The 20832-nt window shown below is 36.6% G+C and carries 20 protein-coding genes and 2 pseudogenes; 12 read left to right on the top strand and 10 right to left on the bottom strand.

Annotated elements, in window-relative coordinates:
* Positions 1 to 12: 12 nt before the first annotated feature.
* The 4 genes from IEV35_RS18310 to IEV35_RS18295 all read right to left on the bottom strand — a co-directional run bounded on the left by IEV35_RS18310 (position 13) and on the right by IEV35_RS18295 (position 4124).
* Positions 13 to 1560, bottom strand: coding sequence for a spore germination protein (locus tag IEV35_RS18310; RefSeq protein ID WP_229740803.1), 1548 nt, complete (start codon positions 1558 to 1560; stop codon positions 13 to 15).
* 9 nt (positions 1561 to 1569) lie between these two features.
* Positions 1570 to 2613 (bottom strand): GerAB/ArcD/ProY family transporter, encoded by a 1044-nt coding sequence (locus tag IEV35_RS18305; RefSeq protein WP_046128789.1) that lies wholly within the window; start codon positions 2611 to 2613, stop codon positions 1570 to 1572.
* A 278-nt stretch (positions 2614 to 2891) separates the two neighbouring features.
* Positions 2892 to 3590, bottom strand: coding sequence for an N-acetylmuramoyl-L-alanine amidase family protein (locus IEV35_RS18300; protein ID WP_188386101.1), 699 nt, complete (start codon positions 3588 to 3590; stop codon positions 2892 to 2894).
* Between the two features lie 159 nt (positions 3591 to 3749).
* A complete protein-coding gene (locus IEV35_RS18295) occupies positions 3750 to 4124 on the bottom strand; it encodes a site-specific integrase (RefSeq protein ID WP_229740802.1) in 375 nt (124 codons plus the stop codon).
* Positions 4125 to 4254: 130 nt separating this feature from the next.
* Here IEV35_RS18295 and IEV35_RS18290 point away from each other — a divergent pair.
* The 5 genes and pseudogenes from IEV35_RS18290 to IEV35_RS20250 form a co-directional block, all read left to right on the top strand.
* Positions 4255 to 4957 (top strand): annotated as a pseudogene (locus tag IEV35_RS18290) (Tn3 family transposase); the annotation flags it as partial.
* Positions 4958 to 5663: 706 nt separating this feature from the next.
* On the top strand, positions 5664 to 6473 hold the full coding sequence (locus IEV35_RS18285; RefSeq protein ID WP_188386100.1) for a transporter substrate-binding domain-containing protein: 810 nt from the start codon (positions 5664 to 5666) through the stop codon (positions 6471 to 6473).
* A gap of 57 nt (positions 6474 to 6530) precedes the next feature.
* Positions 6531 to 7184, top strand: a complete 654-nt coding sequence (locus IEV35_RS18280) for an amino acid ABC transporter permease (RefSeq protein ID WP_188386099.1) — start codon at positions 6531 to 6533, stop codon at positions 7182 to 7184.
* Between the two features lie 15 nt (positions 7185 to 7199).
* Complete coding sequence (locus tag IEV35_RS18275; protein ID WP_308419806.1) at positions 7200 to 7940, top strand: amino acid ABC transporter ATP-binding protein; 741 nt, start codon at positions 7200 to 7202, stop codon at positions 7938 to 7940.
* Positions 7941 to 8006: 66 nt separating this feature from the next.
* Positions 8007 to 8169: pseudogene (locus IEV35_RS20250) on the top strand (aminoglycoside phosphotransferase); the annotation flags it as partial.
* Positions 8170 to 8253: 84 nt separating this feature from the next.
* Here the strand turns inward: IEV35_RS20250 and IEV35_RS18270 are convergent.
* Positions 8254 to 9258, bottom strand: a complete 1005-nt coding sequence (locus tag IEV35_RS18270; RefSeq protein ID WP_188386128.1) for a sensor histidine kinase — start codon at positions 9256 to 9258, stop codon at positions 8254 to 8256.
* 1 nt (position 9259) lies between these two features.
* Positions 9260 to 9943: a response regulator transcription factor gene (locus tag IEV35_RS18265; protein ID WP_188386127.1), complete on the bottom strand. Its 684-nt coding sequence runs from the start codon at positions 9941 to 9943 to the stop codon at positions 9260 to 9262.
* Between the two features lie 178 nt (positions 9944 to 10121).
* On the opposite strand from IEV35_RS18265, the gene queC reads away from it, so the two are divergent.
* Genes queC through queF form a run of 3 tightly spaced genes read left to right on the top strand, consistent with a single transcriptional unit; the run spans position 10122 to position 11821 of the window.
* Positions 10122 to 10772: a 7-cyano-7-deazaguanine synthase QueC gene (queC, locus tag IEV35_RS18260; RefSeq protein ID WP_188386098.1), complete on the top strand. Its 651-nt coding sequence runs from the start codon at positions 10122 to 10124 to the stop codon at positions 10770 to 10772.
* Positions 10765 to 11352 (top strand): VUT family protein, encoded by a 588-nt coding sequence (locus IEV35_RS18255; RefSeq protein ID WP_188386097.1) that lies wholly within the window; start codon positions 10765 to 10767, stop codon positions 11350 to 11352. Before queC ends, IEV35_RS18255 begins: the two co-directional genes overlap by 8 nt.
* Positions 11353 to 11371: 19 nt before the next feature.
* Entirely contained in the window at positions 11372 to 11821 is a 450-nt protein-coding gene (gene queF, locus IEV35_RS18250; RefSeq protein ID WP_188386096.1) for a preQ(1) synthase, read from the top strand.
* A gap of 97 nt (positions 11822 to 11918) precedes the next feature.
* Here queF and IEV35_RS18245 read toward each other — a convergent pair whose 3' ends face one another.
* A complete protein-coding gene (locus IEV35_RS18245; RefSeq protein ID WP_188386095.1) occupies positions 11919 to 13124 on the bottom strand; it encodes an Nramp family divalent metal transporter in 1206 nt (401 codons plus the stop codon).
* 526 nt (positions 13125 to 13650) lie between these two features.
* On the opposite strand from IEV35_RS18245, the gene IEV35_RS18240 reads away from it, so the two are divergent.
* From IEV35_RS18240 to IEV35_RS18225, 4 genes are all read left to right on the top strand, one after another.
* Complete coding sequence (locus IEV35_RS18240) at positions 13651 to 14934, top strand: DEAD/DEAH box helicase (RefSeq protein WP_188386094.1); 1284 nt, start codon at positions 13651 to 13653, stop codon at positions 14932 to 14934.
* A 39-nt stretch (positions 14935 to 14973) separates the two neighbouring features.
* Positions 14974 to 15579: a branched-chain amino acid aminotransferase gene (locus tag IEV35_RS18235; RefSeq protein ID WP_188386093.1), complete on the top strand. Its 606-nt coding sequence runs from the start codon at positions 14974 to 14976 to the stop codon at positions 15577 to 15579.
* Positions 15580 to 15888: 309 nt separating this feature from the next.
* Positions 15889 to 16971 (top strand): GGDEF domain-containing protein, encoded by a 1083-nt coding sequence (locus IEV35_RS18230; RefSeq protein ID WP_188386092.1) that lies wholly within the window; start codon positions 15889 to 15891, stop codon positions 16969 to 16971.
* Between the two features lie 826 nt (positions 16972 to 17797).
* Positions 17798 to 18436, top strand: a complete 639-nt coding sequence (locus IEV35_RS18225; RefSeq protein ID WP_188386091.1) for a hypothetical protein — start codon at positions 17798 to 17800, stop codon at positions 18434 to 18436.
* 194 nt (positions 18437 to 18630) lie between these two features.
* Here the strand turns inward: IEV35_RS18225 and IEV35_RS18220 are convergent, their stop codons facing one another.
* The 3 genes from IEV35_RS18220 to IEV35_RS18210 all read right to left on the bottom strand — a co-directional run bounded on the left by IEV35_RS18220 (position 18631) and on the right by IEV35_RS18210 (position 20628).
* Positions 18631 to 19080, bottom strand: a complete 450-nt coding sequence (locus IEV35_RS18220) for a S1 domain-containing RNA-binding protein (protein ID WP_188386090.1) — start codon at positions 19078 to 19080, stop codon at positions 18631 to 18633.
* Positions 19081 to 19514: 434 nt separating this feature from the next.
* Positions 19515 to 19934: a hypothetical protein gene (locus tag IEV35_RS18215; RefSeq protein ID WP_188386089.1), complete on the bottom strand. Its 420-nt coding sequence runs from the start codon at positions 19932 to 19934 to the stop codon at positions 19515 to 19517.
* A 196-nt stretch (positions 19935 to 20130) separates the two neighbouring features.
* Positions 20131 to 20628, bottom strand: coding sequence for a hypothetical protein (locus tag IEV35_RS18210; RefSeq protein ID WP_188386088.1), 498 nt, complete (start codon positions 20626 to 20628; stop codon positions 20131 to 20133).
* Between the last annotated feature and the right edge of the window lie 204 nt (positions 20629 to 20832).

Below are 20832 nucleotides of genomic sequence, written 5' to 3'. Positions count from 1 at the left end.
TTTTATATCTCCTCATTTATGCCTGTCCCCTTGCCTTGTAGAATCTCGTGTCTTCAACATGTCCGGTCGAGTGTTTCGCCATGGCCAAGGTAGTCGGAACAAAGCGTTGGCCAAGTCTTTAAATGGAGATGATATTGGGGCCAAGTAAGGCAAGCCGAATGAACGCAATGAGGCTAAATGGCTGAGCACAATAAATAATCCAAGAAAGAAGCCATAAATGCCAAGCATGGCAGACAGAATGAAAAGAAAAAAGCGTAAGATACTAATTGTTCCAGCCAATGATAGGCTCGATAAAGTTGAACCAAAGATCTGTGTAATTGCTCCGATGACAACAATACCAGGGGATAAGAATCCTGCACGAATGGCTGCATCCCCCAGGATAAGTCCTCCTACAACCGTTACCGTGCTGCCGACCGCAGAAGGGAGTCGGGTACCAGCTTCCCGCAGGATTTCTAAGAAGATAAGTGCAATAAACATTTCAGTTGCCACATCAAAAGGGATTCCCAACCGGTTAATCCCCAAAGTGGCAAGCAGATAATAGGGCAGCTGATCTTGATGATAGGAAAGAATGGCAACAAAAAATGCAGGAAGCAGTAGCGATACGGACAAACCAAGTAAACGAAGCGTTTGACCAAATGTAGCTGACAAAGCAGCAAAGTGGATATCTTCGGGTGCTTTCACAAGCAAAAATAAATTGGCAGGCGCAATCAACGCAGCTGGTGTACCATCCACAATCAACGCTACACGGCCATTTAGCATACAGTTAACGGTAAAGTCTGGTCTGCCTGTATACCCCATCAAAGGAAATAATGCTTTTGTCGGTTCCATTAATTCTTCTAGCTGAGTGGCGCTAAACGCTCCGTCAATGTGAAGATCATCTAATTTATTCTTTACATCTTGAACAATCTTAGGATCAACAATGTCACGCATGTATAGAATCGCAACGGTTGTTTTCGTGCGAACGCCTACTTTTTTCGTTTCATAAACCATACTGGTTGATTTGATTCGTTTCCGAATTAACGCCACATTGACTCCAAGTTCTTCCACAAATCCATCCTTTGGTCCACGTACCGAGACCTCAATACTGGATTCTTCCGGATTTCGCGCTGGTTTTTTTGAGATATCGAGGGAGAATAAGGAGCGTAGGGTCGGAATAAACAAAAGCAGTTTGCCTTCAAAAATATCCGTTTCGGCCGTTTGCTCCCACTCTTCAAGAGTAACGAACTCTAATTGTAGTTGGCTCGACTCGACCATTTCCTCCTGATGATGAAAACCATTGTTTTCATAAAATCGGGTCAAATGAGGAAGCACAGTTTCATGAATGAATGTTTGGTTGTCACTTAACCCCTCACAATAAAGCAATAGGATTCTCGATTGTTCATCATCAGGGTTTAATTTGTAAACATGGTGCTTAACATCTTGACACATTTTAAAGTGTTGGATGAGTGATTGTTCATTAAGTGGTTGCAAGACTGTTGCCTCTGTATTAGGCGATGGCCTCTTGCTTTCTGCCCCCTGATTTCCAAATAATCTTTTCATTCGTCGGAATAGTTTATTCATCCTAGCTAGTCACTCCTTTTGGCGAATTCTTGAGATGATCATTCGACCAACATACAGGATCAAGGTCCCTACTGTAAAGATACAAAATGAAGGAAAATAAAACCTTCCTAACAAGTCTAGAAAAGCCATGTCGCTCATCGGCAGCAAAATGGCAACAAGCATGGCCAATGCGCCAAATAACACAGGTAACCATCTGCGTTTTTGTAAATTCCACAATTCTCCCAAGAGATAGATAGAAAGGGACACACGAATGAATGTACCGGATAGCCACTGGTAAATCGAAAAAAAATCGACATGCTCCACATATTCTCCCAGTCTAACGCTTCTCCATTGAGCGTAAGCGGGGTATCTTTGGTTAGCCGCTTCATCAGGGCCAAATATAGCAATCGATCCCATTAATGGTCCTAACGTAAGTCCTGTAAGGATGAAGCACATCAACATCAAGCTTTTAAATCCTGTTTTTTTTGTTAATTTGTGCTGAATCAGCAACATCAAGAAAGACAACTCCAGCAATCCCCCGGCAACGTAAGGAACACCTTTCCATAATGGAGTTGTCCCGTTTTCTAACAAAGGAAAAAGCAGGGTATAATCTTTAAACTGAAAATTGGCAATCGCCACAAGATGACCTAGAATAACAACAAATGGCAACAATATTCCGCTCACAATTGCAATTGTACGGAGTCCTTGAAAAGCAGCAAAGAAGCATGCAACAAGTGTGGTTCCCGCAAGAACTAGTATCGGTGTTTGCGGCAAGTAAGATGCGATTGTCCATGTTAGAGTATCTTTTAAGGAAATAAAGCCCATGAGCCATAATAACAAACTATAAATAATCACTAAGATTGCAGATAAAAACTTTCCAAAGTGCTGATCTAGCCACTTTTTAATGTGTTGATTGTTCATGTTTTGAATGATGTAGTTCAAGCAACCAATCCAAACAGGTGAAGCGACAAAAACAAGAAGCACTACGAGCCAGGCATCTCGCTTTGATGCTTCTAGTAGTAAAGGGATAATAATAACGTGGTTCATTAATCCAACCGAAAGCATAATAATCATGTATGACTGAATAGGAGTAATCTTAGGCAAAAGCTCACCTCAAATCCAACAATTGGAAATAGAAACATCATGAGCTATAATTCCCTCAACAACTTCGTTCTATTCATCTGATATTAAGCTAGTCCTGGCTTATATCGGCCGGACCAACTTAGAGCAAGAAAAAAATGCTAAGCCCGTCACATCAAAGGCTTAGCGTATATTTTGTTCATCCAGCCTAGCTATCCATTTTGATAAAACTTTAACGTGCTTGCAGTCAAGCAACCGTTATCCCAACGAAACTACACATTTTCAATAATAATCCTTTGTGCTGTTCTCAGGTTGCGTTGTACAGTTCTCAACACATTTTCTTCTTCTGCGTAAGCCCCTACTTGCACACCGTCAACAATTACACGTTTAATAGCCATATTGCTTTTCAGATTAGTCGATTTTCTCTTCAAATTAAATGCGCGTGCTAACCCATTAACATGCCCTTGGACAACCGCTTGCCGCCAATTCGGGTCCCTTAGTTTTTGGGCATCGCTTGCATGATCAATAAATCCGTTCTCCGTTAATAAAGCGGGCATTCTGGTTTCTCGCAGTACATGGAAATCGGCCTTTTTTTTACCACGGTTATGCAAGTTATTTACTTTGACAATTTCTTCATGCATAATGTCCCGAATTAACGCTGTTCTCGATGAATCAGACAAACTGTTATGAATATAATCTTCATACCCATGAGCTGAACCGTTAAATGCATTAACGTGGATGGATAGAAAATAATCTGCACCCCAAGCATTCGCATCATCTGTACGTTCTTTCAAGCTGCGCGTAATATCTGCTGTTCTACTCATTTTAATTTGCAGGCCTTCATAATGGTTTTCCAAGAGATTTCGGATGCTATGGGAAATATTTAAGGTAATTTCTTTTTCCTGCATCCCATTGCCAATAGCTCCTGGGTCCACTCCCCCGTGACCAGGATCTAAATATAATTTAAACATTTTACACCACCTCGTACAAATACAATATGATCGAAGAGTAACGGAGGTATAGGAATTCGTCTGAGGTACATATAAAAATAGGTGATGATAGGCATTACATTTCATTGAATCAGATGATTTATTTTAGGGGTACAGCCAACATTTCGGAAATTTTGTACGCTAAGCAAATTTCAATCTAAAAAAGCCGATATCCTTGATGGATTCGACTTTTTTTATATGGATTTCTATTCTTTCTGATCGTTTAGCTAAGGTTTCTTCAAAGTAAATGACTTTTGTAGATTGATCGGGAATTCTCAGCCAACCGATGAATTGAGCCAAGATATCAAGGTTCACTTCTTGATATCTTAACCGACTTTCCTCTAGGAATTGAAAATAAAGCTTTAGATGGTAACAGTATGACTTTAGTGTATTTTCAGCTTTTCCAATGTTATCTAAATACTTTATATACTTTGCAACCGGTATGACCGGATAGCCTCTCTTATCAATTAACAGATATCTTTTCTTCTCTTGAATGAGAACTTCTTGTACTTTCAACATTCCACCCCCTAATTCGTAAGATACTATATATTCATAAATTTAATAGTACAAATAATAATTCTTTAATGAAATATAAAAGAAGTAGTTACTATCGCAAGATACGTTAATAACTACTTCTAATACTAGTACAATTAAAGCTGGTTACACAGACCAAATATTCGGACTGACCCATTTATTAGGATTTAAATTTGCTCCAAGAATACGAGATTTATCAGACTCGAAATTATTTACAATAGATAAGGCAAGTGAGTATCCAAAATTAGAAGTCATTTTACGTGGACAAATAAATACAAAGGTCATTAAAGAGAATTATGAGGATGTTTTGCGATTAGCTCATTCTATAAGGGAAGGAACAGTTTCAGCATCCCTTATTATGGGGAAATTAGGTTCTTATTCAAGACAAAACAGCTTGGCTACCGCCTTACGTGAGATGGGCCGAATAGAAAAAACGATCTTTATTTTGAATTATATTTCGGATGAATCATTAAGAAGAAAAATACAAAAAGGATTGAATAAAGGAGAAGCCATGAATGGACTGGCAAGAGCTATTTTCTTCGGAAAACAAGGCGAGCTTAGGGAACGAACCATACAGCATCAATTGCAAAGGGCCAGTGCCTTAAACATAATTATCAATGCCATCAGTATCTGGAATACTTTACATCTAACAAAGGCAGTTGAATATCAAAAACGGTCAGGTAGTTTTAATGAAGAATTATTGCACCATATGTCACCTCTAGGTTGGGAACATATTAAATTTACTTGGAGAATACCATTTTAATTCGGAGAAAATGGTCTCGTTAGATTCTTTAAGACCATTGAAACTTTCTTAACGTTGTTAAAACTGGGGGAATCGTCTTGAAAATGGGCTTAGCGTTGTAAATTCGCATTTTCCTGACGCTACCCCTTAAAGGAAAAGTTAACTGCTGAAGGGAGTGTTGTTAGTAGAATATAATCTATTGAATAAACGTTGATTTAATAGATGTGGTAATAACCCAGTTTATGGAACTGGGTTATTTTTTTGTTGTTAGGGGGGTATCGAGTTTACAATGGCAGAAGATCTTTATGAATGAAGTTGATAGGGAGGGTCGAGTTTATTTTGATAAGAATATTGTACGAAATGAAGTTGATAAGCAATCTCGAGTTTAATTTGCTAAGTATCTTGCTAGAAATGAAGTTGACAGACATGCATACAATCACCCCGGCATCTACTACAGAGCACTTTCTCCCCATAAAAAGGAATCGCCACAGCTAATTTTGTAAATGGCGAGTTAATGCTGTCACAATGCTACTTTACACCCCACACTGCACATCCCCTATAAAACTAAATCCCGAGTATGACAAAGTATATTAAAAAATATTACAGCATACGTAAGAATCGTTAAGCTATTTAAGTTTAATGGATTTCCTTCAAAAACGAAGAGTAATTATCCTTAAATTTGGAATTCGTGTCCAATTTAGATAATTGCTATAATTTTAAGGGAACCTTAGACAAGGGAATCAAAGTTTCAAAAATTAAATGAGGGGATTGTTTATGGAATGAGAAAACTGAAAATTGCACTATTTTTCGCTTTACTTATGTTTTTTCTAGCTGCTTGTGGTTCGGATTCAAGTAATAACGATGATTCGAGTAGTGGAAATAATGGTTCAGAATTTGATCTCGTGAAAGATGGTAAATTAACGTTTGCTGCATCTGGGGAATTTAAACCGTTTAGTTATATGGAAGGACAAAAGATGATTGGTTTCGATATCGCTGTTGCTGAAGCAATTGCAGAGAAGCTTGGCTTAGAGGCTGTGCAACAAAAAGCAAAGTTTTCTGGAATTGTAACAGGGGTGAAGGAAGGCCGTTATGATATTGCCGTTGCAAGTCATACGATAACGGAAGATCGCTTAAAAGAAGTTAACTTCTCTGAGCCTTATTACTATTCTGGCCCGGTAATTTATACACGACCTGATAGTGATATCCAGTCAGCGGATGACTTAAAAGGGAAGGAAATTTCCGTTTCGAGAGGTTCCACCTACATCGAAATGGCTCAAGAGTACACAGATAATATTCCGGAAGTAGATAGTGATGTCGTGGCATTACAATCATTAGCAGCCGGTCACCATGATGCTGTAATTACTGATGATATTACTGGTCAAACGGCGATTGAAAATGGATTAGAAGTAGAAAATCGCGGCCAGTTAGGTGTGAGTGAACAAGCAATAGCTGTTGCGAAAGATAACGAAGCGCTTCTAAAAGCAATTGATGAAGCATTACAAGAATTAAAAGATAGTGGAGAACTTGCAGAGTTATCGATTGAGTGGATTGGCGTAGACATTACACAAGAACCAGATGAAATGGAGTAATCTCATGGAATGTGTGTGTCTAGCACACATTCCTTTTAAATAAGGAGTTGAAATTATTTGTCGCATTTTATAGAAGTATTTATAGGTAGTTATGATTTATTTTTACATGGTTTATGGAAAACCCTCCAATTATCCGTTGCCTCCCTTATCGTTGCATTTTTCATTGGTTTATTTATTGCCATATTAAAAATCTCCAAAATAAAACCATTACAGTGGATTGCTGATGTTTATATTTGGATTGTTCGTGGTACGCCACTTATCGTACAAATCTTTGTGCTGTTCTATGGATTGGTTGAAATTATGTTAATACCAATGTTCTGGGCTGGAGTTGCCGGTCTAGCATTCCACAATGGGGCATATATTGCTGAGATTATTCGCGGCTCAATTCAATCGATTGATAAAGGACAAACAGAAGCAGGTCGATCATTAGGGATGACAGCTGGGAAGACGATGCGAAGAATTATATTACCCCAAGCATTTCGCCGAGCAGTTCCATCTCTAGGGAACCAATTTATTATCGGTGTAAAGGATTCTTCTTTAGTATCATTTATTGGTTTTCAAGAATTATTTGGTGTGGCAAGTTCAGAAGGATCAAACCACTTTGATTACTTGACTTACTTCCTAGTTGTAGCTGTCTATTACCTAGTCATCGTACTAGTCTTAACGTTAGTTGTTCGTTACATTGAGAAAAAATTAGCGAGAAGTGATTAAGAAAGGAGCGAAAAGATGAGTAAAAATCAAGAAATGATTCGAGTAGAAAACTTAAATAAGTCGTTTGGTGATTTACATGTCCTAAAAGATATTGACTTTACCGTTAAGGAAAGTGAAGTTGTCGTATTAGTAGGTGCTAGTGGTTCCGGAAAAAGTACGCTCCTACGCTGCCTTAATTTCCTTGAAATGAAGGATAGTGGGATAATCATCCTCGATGGAGAACCAATTGAAAAGAAAACCCATGACTTAAATAAGGTTCGTGAACGTGTTGGGATGGTGTTTCAACATTTTAACTTATTTCCACATAAAACAGTCATTGAAAATATTATCGAAGCACCGACACAAGTGAAAGGGATTCCTAAGTCAAAAGCAATTGAAAAAGGAAAGATGCTATTAGATAAGGTTGGTTTAGGGGATAAGTATGATGTATATCCGTCGACCTTATCCGGTGGGCAAAAGCAGCGTGTAGCAATTGCAAGAGCTTTAGCGATGGAACCGGAAGTCATGTTATTTGATGAGCCAACATCTGCCCTTGACCCGGAACTAGTTGGGGAAGTACTAGCAACGATGAAAGAATTAGCAGAGGAAGGAATGACAATGGTCGTTGTTACCCATGAAATGGGCTTTGCAAAAGAAGTTGCGGATTGGGTAGTCTACATGCATGACGGGAAAATTGTTGAGTATGGAAGTCCTGAAGAAGTATTTGACCAACCAAAAGAGGAGCGTACTCAAGCGTTTTTAAGCTCTGTATTGTAATTTTTGGAAAAGAGGTTATAAAAATAGAAGTATTCTGATAAAATAGATGGTTACGAAGATAATTAATTAGAGACGGTTTTATTACAGTTAGAAGGATTTTGTAAGTATACCGATCAATAGAGCACAAGAAGGAGATGCTGCTTTTCAAAAGATGATCGATGAAGGGCATCTAGAACATTATCGGAAGGAGATTAAATTTATTCGTGAACATGGGGCAGAGTGGGGGTAGAAATATAATAATAGGAATAGCGTCAAGATGGCTTGACGCTATTTTTTTATGCTAACAACTGATCATCTTTATTTTTATCTGCTATCAAATAACCTGCTTATAAAATTTAATATGAAACGTTGTCCCAGCTTGCAAATCACTTGTTACTTCAATTGCTCCTTTTTGACTCGTAATAATACTATGTGCCATAGCTAGGCCGATGCCGACACTATCATCACTCGCGTTTTTTCCTTTGTAGAACCGCTTGAATATGTATGGTAGTTCATCTTTTGGAATGCCTTTACCGTTATCGGCAATGATGACTTCGGTAAATAATGCATTCTCGGAAAAGGAAATAGCGATATGACCTTGTTCTGGTGTATGTTCGACACAGTTTTTAATAATATTGATGAGTGCTTCGACCGTCCAGTTGAAGTCACCGACAAATGATGTGTGCTCCTCGCCAGTTATCGAATACGTTTGCATCTTTATATCCATTGGCACTAATAACGGATCTAATGCCTTTTCAATAAGGGTGGGGACGGACACCGGTTCTTTTTTAAAGAAAATTGTACCTGCATCAATCTTGGACAGTTTTAATAAGGAAGAAACGAGCCATTCCATCCGTTCGAGCTGGACTTGAATATTGCGAGTAAATTCTCGTCGTTTTTCATCTTCTAATTTTGTTTCATACAATAAATCTGCCATCACCGCCATCGAGGTGAGGGGAGTTTTTAATTGATGGGAGATATCAGAAATCGCATCGGTTAATTTTGCTTTATCTTCATGTAATACCATTCCTTGATCGGATAACATCTTCGTTACTTTGTAAATGTTACTTTTTAACAGACTCAGTTCTCCTTCGTAATTATCCCGAACGTCTAACCGAAAATCACCGTTTGAAATTTGCTGCAAGTATCCGGATAGTTTCTCAATTTCTTTGTAACGCCATCTTGTGAAAAGATACATGCACAGGATGAGGAGTAGGGATATTCCAAGTACGAAAAGTGCTGCACTTCTAGAAAAGAGAAAACCTGCTACAAAAGTTCCGATAATTGTAATAGAAAAAAGAATGATTAATATAATTTGAATCTCGCGATTACGAAGCAACTTAGTCACCAACCTTGTAGCCCATCCCGCGAACCGTTTTGATTAAGGTCGGGTTCTGTGGATCGTCTTCTAATTTTTCCCGTAAACGTTTAATATAGACCGTCAATGTATTGTCATTGACAAAATCACCAGCTACATCCCAAATTCGGTCAAGCAGCTGTGACCTGGTAAGGACTTGTCCAATATGATTCGCGAAAATAAGGAAGAGACGGTATTCTAAGGCAGTTAGTAGTATTTCGGTTCCGTTTTTATACACTTTTCCTTCGAGCGTATTTACCTGAATTTCTTTGATATTAATAATATTTTTCGTTTGTCCTGGACGATGGTAGCGGCGCAGAACGGACTTGATTCTAGAAATAAGCTCCCGAATTCGGAAGGGCTTCGTAATATAATCATCTGCTCCCATATCCAGTCCCATCACGACATTCACTTCATCGTCATAGGCCGTTAAGAAGATAACCGGGATATCACTCTGTTTTTTTACACGTTCACACAAATCATAACCATTACCGTCTGGTAAGTTTAAGTCAAAGAGGCATAAGTCTATATCTTCTAGTTGATGTTGAATGATATCGGTTGCCGCAGCTGCATCATGACAAAGGATTGTCTCGAATTCCTCTTGTTTCAAGGAAAACTTTAACCCCGACGCAATCGTGCGGTCATCCTCGACTAATAAGATCTTCATTGTATTCACCCTAACATTCTGTTTATTCTTTTATATTATGGGAAGGGGTGTTTATCGTCAAAGATTTACGTACCCGGAACCATCTTAAAGTTTGCTAATCGAAAATAATACGGTATACTGTTAACGCAGAGGGTTCGAAACCATCCCCTCTTTAAACAAAACTAGGGAGGAATACATCATGGAAAAAGCAGTTGTAGTATTTAGTGGCGGGCAAGATTCAACGACATGTCTCCTTTGGGCTTTGGAGAAATTTGATCACGTTGAAACCGTCACTTTTTTGTATGGGCAAAGAAATAGCTCAGAACTCGATTCAGCGAAAAGAATCGCGAGAGATCTTGGGGTTAAGCATACGATTCTCGATATGAATTTGCTTAATCAACTGACCGATAATGCGATGACGCGAAAAGATATCGCCATCGACGAGTCAGGGGAAGTGCCCAACACATTTGTTCCAGGAAGAAATCATCTCTTCCTATCGTTTGCAGCCGTTGTTGCTAGAAGCATTGGTGCAAGACATATTATTACAGGAGTAAGTCAGACCGACTTTAGTGGTTATCCAGATTGTCGGGATAATTTTATTAAATCACTAAATCTGACGTTAAATCTGGCGATGGACCACAATTTTGAAATACATACGCCATTAATGTGGATAGATAAAGCAGGAGTTTGGCAAATGGCGGATGAAATGGGAAGACTAAATTATATTAGAGAGCATACAACGACCTGTTATAACGGGATCATTGGGGATGGATGTGGAGAATGTCCATCTTGTAAACTACGAAAACAAGGCCTGGATGCTTACTTAGCAGGAGGTCGTGCCCATGTATAGAATTCTCATTTACTTATTATCTATCGTTCTAGCAAATGTCATTACAGCGAAGTTCGCCCCACTGAATCTTGGTTTGTTTATTATTCCGTATGGGACATTATTTATTGGTTTGACACTTGTCATGCGTGACATGGTGCAAAATAAATATGGCCGCGGGAAAACGTATATGTGGATTGCGACAGCACTGGCGTTGTCAGCCATTACGAGTCATTTATTAGGGGATGCATTATGGGTCGTATTTGCTTCCACACTTAGCTTCATCATTTCTGAGACAGCGGATACGGAAATTTATACACGATTCAAACTACCATTTGTAAGACGTGTACTGTATTCCGGTATTGTGGCAGGATTTTTAGATTCGGCAGTGTTTGTCATTATTGGAATTGGGCCATTAGGGCTTGGATACGTGTCATGGGAGTTAGTTCCGTATGCAGTTGCTGGACAGTGGGTGGCGAAAGTGTTGATGCAATTAATTGTTGCTGGAGGAATTAGACATTTCGTTATGAAACTTGGAATCTATGAACCGAATATAACCGACTTTAAACCGACAAAAACACCAGCTGTACAGGCAGCAAAATAAGAGTAGGAGGAAAATAATAATGAAACATAGTGATACAAAAGATCTTACATTATTAGGAAATCAAAACACAAAATATGAATATGATTACGATCCGAGTGTACTAGAGACATTCGAAAACCAACATCAAGAGAATAATTACTTCGTTAAATTTAATATTCCAGAGTTTACGAGCCTATGTCCAATGACTGGTCAACCGGACTTTGCTACGATCTACATTTCTTACATTCCAGATAAGAGAATGGTAGAAAGTAAGTCATTGAAGTTATATATGTTTAGCTTCCGTAATCATGGCGCATACCATGAGGATTGTGTGAACTTGATTATGAAAGACTTAATTGAATTAATGGATCCACGATATATCGAAGTATGGGCAAAATTCACCCCACGTGGAGGAATTTCGATTGATCCATATTGCAACTATGGAAAACCAGGAACAATGTTTGAAAATATGGCTCAANATAATAGATAAATAGAAGTTGGTGGTGCCTGACACCTCCCGAAAAATGTCGAATGTTCGACATTTTTCGGGAGGTGTCAGGCACTTTTGATTTCAATTCATCTTAACTTTACAATATTCCAAATGAGTTAAGAGAGAGTAGTAGAGTAATAGCAAAGATTGTCCAGCCAGCAATGTTGATCCATTGTGGATTCGTATTTTCGCCAAGTAGGCGTTTATTGTTCATAACGAACATTAATAGTAAAACAATAACTGGAAGGATTAGTCCGTTTGCATATTGTGCGAATAAAATAAGTTGTATTGGGCTGTAACCAATTGCCGAGAAAATAACCCCGATAGCTAATATAGATACCCAAATAAAACGAAAACGACCAGATTTAAGATCTCTACTCCAGCCAAGGACACCAGCTGTAGCATAAGCCGCTGCTAATGGCGCGGTCATGGCGGATGTTACTCCGGCTGCAAATATTCCAATAGAGAAAATATATTTTGCCCATGAACCTAGTAATGGTTCTAATTGAATAGCCATTTCAGTCGGATTACTTATACCTGTCCCAGCTGGGAAAGCAACAGCAGCAGACACCATCACCGAAATGGTTATTACTATCACAATTAGGAGGGAAAAGATAATATCAAATCTACTTTCCGCCAGTCCTGATTTATCTTTCCACCGTTCTTGTACGGTAGAAGACTGTAAGAATAAGGTATATGGCACAATCGTAGTTCCAATTAATGAAACGACAAGTAATGTTGTTCCATCTGGAATAGTAGGTATAAATCCAGCTACCATTTCACTTAAATCAGGTTTCACTACGATTGCGGTTAAGAAAAAGCTCAAACTCATTGCTAATATTAAAACAACAAATGCTTTTTCGATCGTTTTATAATTTCCAAACCAAAGGAATAATCCGGCAACGAGTCCTACAACAACTCCCCAAACATTAACAGGAATATTAGTAATAGTTGCCAAACCAATTGCACCACCAGTAATATTACCTGCCTCATAAGCTGCATTTCCAATCGTTATTGCCGAGATAACTAGTGTTATAGTTATCGTTTTTAATACTCGGTTATTAAATTGCTCTCGAAAGGCTCTACCTAAATCAATACGTGATACGACACCTAGTCTAGTTGACATTTCTTGTAAAATCATCGTTGCAATTAATGAAAATACAACCGCCCAAATAAGAGTATAACCAAATTCTGCATCTGTCTGTGATGCTGTCGCAATCGTCCCTGGTCCCACAATGGCAGCTGCAACAATCGTTCCAGGACCAATATTCTTCATTTTACTTAATAAACCTTTGAAACCCATATTTACCTCCTTTTATTAACTACTCGAATAATAAAAAAATAAAACTGACTAAACCTACTAGAAAACACCATCTCCTTTATTTCCAGAAACCAATGTAGTTAGCATAAATAACAAATAATATAATGAGCTGTCTCATTTGTATTAACTATTTATCGGAAACTGCTTTGGGACTCCTGCAATGGATTTTACTGTTTTATGGGCAAAAATACTCCCCAAAAAACACATACTTCCCATACTAACATTGTGAAAAAGTTCTTGTCACTTATAAACTAGGTATAAATTTAAATTAAATAATGAAGGGAAACTGTAAAAGGATACAGAAGGATAGTTCTGATGGTTCATTTGGAGCATGAGAGTGTCTGACACCACCCGAAATTTGTCGAACATTCGACATTTTTCGGGTGGTGTCAGGCACCTTTTCAATTAATAATAATCCCATTCGCTCTGCAAATACTAAAATTATGCTATAGTAAACAAGCCTCCAGAAAAATATGGCAATAATAGAAGAAAAGAGACGTGAATAGACTTGGCTGACTTTTTACAACTTGGAATTCGAAAAGAGATTAATCATACATTAAAGTCATTAGGAATAGTAACTCCAACTCCCATCCAAGAACGGACGATTCCATCCGTACTGGAAGGGAAGGATGTTATTGCAAAAGCGCAAACAGGAACCGGAAAGACGCTGGCTTTTGTACTTCCTATCTTAGAAAAAATTGATGTACGCATGTCCGATGTTCAAGCACTTATTTTAACTCCAACTAGAGAATTAGCGCAGCAAATATCAAAAGAAATTAAGAGAATGGTTGAAAATGTAGAAGGTATCAATACGTTAGCGGTATATGGTGGTCAAGATGTGGCGCATCAATTAAAGAAGCTAAAAGGTGCTCAGCATATTGTTGTTGCCACGCCTGGTCGATTATTAGACCACATTCGCCGGGGAACTATCGATCTTTCAACAGTTCAGATGCTAGTGATAGATGAGGCTGACCAAATGTTACATATGGGTTTCCTCCCAGAGGTAGACGACATCATTTATGAGACGCTATCTACTAGACAAACAATGCTGTTCTCTGCAACTATGCCTAAAGAAATTCGCACCTTAGCTAACAAATACATGAAAGATCCAGATTTCATCGAAGTAAAGGAAAAAACTGTGACGGTTGATGAAATTATACAAGTTGTTATTGAAACAACCGATAGAAGAAAGCAAGCAACGTTATTCCATTTAATCGAAGAACATCGTCCATTTTTAGCGATTATTTTCTGTCGTACAAAAATTCGAGCTAAAAAACTTCATGATGCATTAGTTGCAAATGGTTATAATTCTGATGAGCTACATGGAGATTTATCCCAATCGAAACGTGAAAAAGCGATGAAACGTTTTCGTGAGGCGAAAACTCAAGTCTTAGTTGCGACAGATGTTGCGGCAAGAGGACTTGATGTAGAAGGGGTAACACATGTTTATAATTATGATATACCACAGGATGCGGAAAGCTATATTCACCGAATTGGACGGACTGGCCGTGCAGGTGGAGAGGGGCTTGCTATTACGTTAGTCGCTCCTAAAGATATGGAGTTCCTACGCATGATTGAAAAAGGGATTCAGAAAAAATTCGACATACAGGTAATTAAAGGAATTAGTATTCCTGATCGCGAGGATTATGAAAGAGTAAACCGTGAGAAGAGAAAAGAAGCTAAAAATTCTAAAGGTCACAGGAGAGACGGACGGAGACTAGCAACGACTTCTTCCAATAGAAAATCGAAAAATACTCGACCAAAACGCAATTCAGGAAAACGTACTCGATGAGTGCGAAAATACGAAAGGCAATTTCAGGAGGATATACCAATGTTACAAAAACGAATGAAACAATATATAACACGATTGGTTAGTGAAGAGCCACAAAAGATTGAACTTTATCAAGAAGAAATGGATTACCTGAAAAGTTATGCGTTAATACCGAATGAGCTTACATTATTAGAAAAAGATCCAAAAACACGTTTTAAAGATGCTTACTTGGAAAGATGTAATAAAGAAACAGAAGAAACACTTTCTATTGAATCATTTGCCTTTTTAGAACAGCCAATTGACTACCTGCAAAAACAGAAGAATGAATTCCTATACTTAGAATCGAATTGGTTTGAACTAATCGGTGTTGATGCGGTTTCGTTGGAAGTGAGTGATGTCTTTGGAACATACGACGTCTTGGTAGGATTAAAAATGCAGCAGAAATTTCAGTCATCTCTAAAAGAAACGTTGAGTGAAGAATTGCAAGGAGATGATGCGAGATTCGAATTGATATTCAATCAAAAGGATGGCATGTGGGATTTGAATATTGCTTTGGATTATGTAGAAGAGTTTAATGAGGAGATTACATTAGAGGAAGCTTTTCTAGTAATTTATCAGTTTCTATTTAAAGTAGTGGATAGGGTGGAAGAGAGAAGTAGAACATGAATAATTGAGAGTACTAAATAATATCGTGTCGAGATTACCACAAGATAATCTCGACGTTTTAATTTCCAACTAAGATTAACGTTCGACCCATTTTTTAGACATCCGCAACTAGAACAGTAATTAAAGTTTAAGTTAATTTTTGGATAATTTTGTCTAGCGTTAAAATCTTTATAACAATTAATCAGAGTACTATAATAGGTATAGGAGAACGAATATAAATTTTACGATCCGTTAGGAAAGACGACGTTTTCTTATTTATCGTGGTTATCACTAGCGGTTAGTTGTGTTGCTGTGACTTGGAGGAAATTTATGAATAGCAAAGAGGTTATCAATACCTATTCTTTAATCAGAGATATTTTAAATATTTTATGGATTGGTGTTGGTTTATATATCGTAGGAACAAGTACAAATCTTATTTTCACAGCATATGATAAATGGTCGTTTGTGAAGGAAATAATTGTACCTCCAACCATCCAATTGGTCGTTGTCATGGTAATATTAGAGATATTGTATAAAACGAAATTAAAACACTTAGAATATTGGTTAATGGTATTTATTACGATTATTATTGATATTATTATCATGGGATTGCAAACATTACCAATGGCTCTTTTATTGTTAGTAGTACCTGTATTAATATCTTTATATTTCTATAAGACTAAGCTGTTGTTATTTGCCTTTTATCTAGCACTTTTCTCTTTTTTATTTATTTACATTTTTTCAGATACCATCCGACCAGCTATTCTGAAATCAGAATTAATCTTTATGATTACTATGTTAATTGGTGTCACACTGTTATTATTCAAGCTGATCAAACACAGTTATCAAGTAGCGAATAAATTAATTGAGGCAGAGAAGGAAAAACAAGAGTTATTTACTAAAACTATACAGATGGAAAGTCTGACACGGATTGACCCAGTAACGGACCTATATAACCACCGCTCATTTCATGAACATCTGGAATCCATTTTTAGTTTTGATTCACCAGAAAAATTAAATGTTCATCTAGCAATTCTGGACATTGATAACTTTAAATCAATCAATGATACATACGGACATCGGGCCGGAGATTATGTCATTATAGAGGTTGCCAAATTGATAGAATCACAGATGGAAGGTGATGATTTTCCATCCCGTTATGGTGGTGAGGAATTTGCAATTATTACGATAGGCCCATCCACGAAAGAAGTTATTCAAAAGGTTGAAAAGATCAGAGAGAGGATTTCTAACCTGGCTTTTGATGATTTAAATGGTAAAGGTGTTACCGTTAGTATAGGAGTAGAGAAGCTCGTAGCTGGTATGAATAAGGAGGAACTATTTAAAGGAGCGGATTTAGCTTTATACCAGGCCAAGAATTCAGGGAAGAACAAAACCATTATTGGTGAAAGATAGTATAATGATTCATACGAATTCATAGTCTTCATATATAATAGAAGTACAAATGTAGTGCTAAATCACATAGGGTTTAGCACTACATTTTTTGTTATTAAATCAATAATTTCATGTTTAATTAACGTTAAGCATTGATGTACGATTTAGTTAGTTAATTTCTTGATGAGTTGTAAGGTAATTTAGAATTTATTAACAAATATGATATTATTTAGATAAGTGTTTGTGAAGAAATGTTCGTAAGTTAACGGGGCAGGATTGTTTAATAAGGAGGCAGTAAATTGGAACTAATCGGGATTTCTGACATAATCATTTTTATGCTAGTGTATGGTGTTATTTTTTTATATACTATGTGTGTTATTTCTTCAAAGAACAAAATTTTACTTTATATAAAATCTGCACTTCTAATATTTTTTTATGTTTCTATTTCAAGTATGGTTTGGATTTACTATAAAACAGAAGAAGATTATTTTAATAGTCATAGTGGATTAGGTCCGATAAGTTATACAGACGAAGCAGTACTATTACTAGTTGGGTTTTGCATTTATAATATAATACTGTTTTTATTAAGCGTTCAATTGAATAGAAAGTGGCCTTCCGTAAATTCATAAAATAAAATAATAAAATGCTTTATAAGTATGCTTGATAAATGCCAAAACCTTATTCAAGTAATCGGTGCAAGAGTTGAACAAGGCGGTATTAAAATTAGATCGTCTTTTTTATTTATTTGAAAATATATTGGAATATTATGTTATTGTTGAGTTATAGAGTTATTGAAGTAACGGAGAAGGTTTGTTTAAGAAGGGAATACTAAAGAGGAGTGTATTAAATGAAGAAAAGGGTATATGGTTTTATTGTTATATTACTTCTGTTCATAACTGCCCTAATAGTAGGTTGTTCTTCAAAAACCGAGAATAATCCTAATGAATCTGTTGGCAATGAAGTAGATAACAATGAAAACTCAAAAACAAATATAAATGCTAACATTGACCATACAGATTTAACTCCCTCTGTAAAGGCTTTATTTAAAAAGTATCCCTATTTGTTTAAAGCCTATAAAGAAAATCCAGTACGTGATCCAGAAAGTTTTGTTGTTCCTACATTAAGCGACATACCAATAGAAATAAAGGAAGTCAAAGTTGATAATATGTATATGGGTGATGTCATAGAAGTGATGTATTACGGGGATGATCAAAGTATAAAAGTTATTGTGTCGGGAAGATCTGAAGTTACACCAAAAATAGGAAAAGAAGAAATTAAGTTAGATAAAGGCATTACAGGTTATTTCTCTGATAAAAATGATGAAATATTTATCAATTGGGAAATTCCAATCCCGAATGATGAATATGTAATGCGGTATAGCGTTGGGCTTGTAACGTGGGACTTTGAAACAGTTGAAAAAAAAGAAAATAAATTTACAAAAGAAGATGCTATTAAAATTGCTAATTCATTGATTAATAATTTATAAAGATAGTGTGTATATCAAATTACATTAATTCAGATTCTTAATTCACTAAAGGGTGATTTAGTTAAAAAATAAACCTCAATATTATCTTTATATCTCATAGATAAAATTGAGGTTTTTATAATGGGCAAATTCTTGTAAATCCGCACCATCCTGATACTACTCCTATATGATCTTAATGACAAAACAAATTTAGGTTATCCGCGTCTACCGCCTCTACCACCGCGCTTTGATTCGGTGCTACGTTTGAGTGTTGATAAATTTTCTTCACTAGCCTTTAAGAAACTAGCCATTTTATCTTCAAAACTTTCTTTTGGTTTGAAATTTCCTTTAGAACGAAAATCTTTGGAATGGCTGTTTGGTCTTCCATGTCGCGATGGACGTTTTGAATAAGTGGAGATTTGTTCTTGGGGTTTTTCTATAGCTTTTTTGATTGATAAAGAAATTTTCCCTTCCTTCTCACTAATCACTTTTACTTCAATCTGATCGCCTACTTTGAGATGGTCATTAACGTCTTTTACATAGCTATCTGCTACTTCGCTGATATGCACAAGACCTGTTACTCCTTCTGATAATTCAACGAATGCTCCAAAATTAGTGATGCCTGTTACTTTACCTTGTACCTTACTTCCAACTTCTACAACCATATAAAAATATTCCTCCTCATTATTGTTACCAATGTTTCATTATAGCATATTGAGAAATAATATCTATTGGTTTTATTTTACTGATGTTTTTCTAAGAGAAAGCATAGTAAATCGAATCTCCACGCTAAGCAATTTGATAAAAGTCTTAGGAGACATTACGAAGTTTTATTTAAAGGTGATTTGATTATGTATCAATTGTCTTTACTCTATTGAAATGGTGAAAGAATGTACGCGAAGTAATGGGTGCAATAGTAGAATAAGAGTAATAAAGAGAAATAAAAAAATGCTTTGAATAATCCAAGCATTTTTGTTTGTTATTTATCGTGTTAATAGCGTTGTTTTTTTGGTATGAAATTTAACGTGATTCTCCAAGTTATCCGCGCTACTTACGTAAATAAAGTTCCTTTACTTATGTAACATTTTTGAAGTACCTTTTAACTGATTTTATTCTCTTCTTCTATTTCTGCAACAGTTTCTACCGCTGGTGGATTTTTAAAGCCAATAATACCGGAAACGAAAATGCCAATAGCACCAAATGTGGATAGGTATAATCCTGCTCCATGGCTGACAAATTCTCCTATTAAAGCTTCTGAAGACAGTGAAGAAACATTGAAAAATGCAATGATAGTAATAATCAAAGAAAGCCCGCCAACAACTATAGGTGTAATATTGATGACTAATGGTTTTTTTTGTCTAAAAATAAAATGAATAACTAAGCTAGCAGCTACTAATAAAACAATAATCATACCATCTCCGTCAATACCTTTTGCACTAAATAAACCTGCATCTACCCAAGGTAATAAAGTTCCTATTACAGCAACTGCTGCGCTAATAAAAAAGACTTTTGCCTGCATTGCAATGACCTCGTTTCGTTTTGTATATAAGTGAATTGTACATATTTGTAAAATAAATTACAACTAAAATTTGGAAAACATTAAAAAAAACAATTTTTCTTTATCTCCCCGTTATCGGAACTACTAATAAAAAAGCTAATCTTCTTTTTTTCTTATAATTAATTCTTTGAAATGCTCATTTTATCATTTATCCTACTCATTTCGATTTCAATTGTTGATTCGTATCGCAATATTGGCAACTAATGACTTGACCCTCCAAACCCGAAATAGGCGCTCCACAAGATTCGCATTTTTGGGAGACTTTTATTGGGGTTTTTCCTAATACATCTTTAACCGTATTAATCGTATCCTTTATAGTACTGGTAATAAATTCTGTCCCTGGTATTGTTAAATTGTCTAATCTATCTATTACTGGGTCTTGCCCCAACACAACTTGATCAATTGCTTTAATCCAATTCCTTACTACTCGCTTTGATTCAAATCCAAAAAACTCTTGTCCATTAGTGAAATAGACCTCAAGCTGTGGATATCCACTAGATCGTTCGCCTAAAATTGCTTGTGCTTTACCATTAAATACTTTAATTTGATCAACCGGAAATATGGAAGAGTGGGACTTAGGGACAGGAAATCCATCCCAGATTTTCCCATGAGGTCGGGATAAGGAACCGGTCCCCAATGTACCGGTGAGACTCAAGCTATGGGAGCAAGAGAAAAATACAGTATTTAAATAAAATGATGACGAGATCACCTGGATGTAATCTCGTCATTTTGTTTATGTCATTTGAAAACCCCTGGCTATGCCGGGGGTTCCGGAGAGCTTATAGCGTGGTATTAAAATTAAGAAAGGCCTCTCTTCGTGATAAGATATAGTTGGTTTCCCGACCACTACATCAAATAA

The organism is Ornithinibacillus halotolerans (genome assembly GCF_014637405.1).
Taxonomy (GTDB): Bacteria; Bacillota; Bacilli; order Bacillales; family Amphibacillaceae; genus Ornithinibacillus; species Ornithinibacillus halotolerans.
Note: the sequence above shows the minus strand (reverse complement) of the source record. Positions and strands in the feature narration are given on the sequence as shown.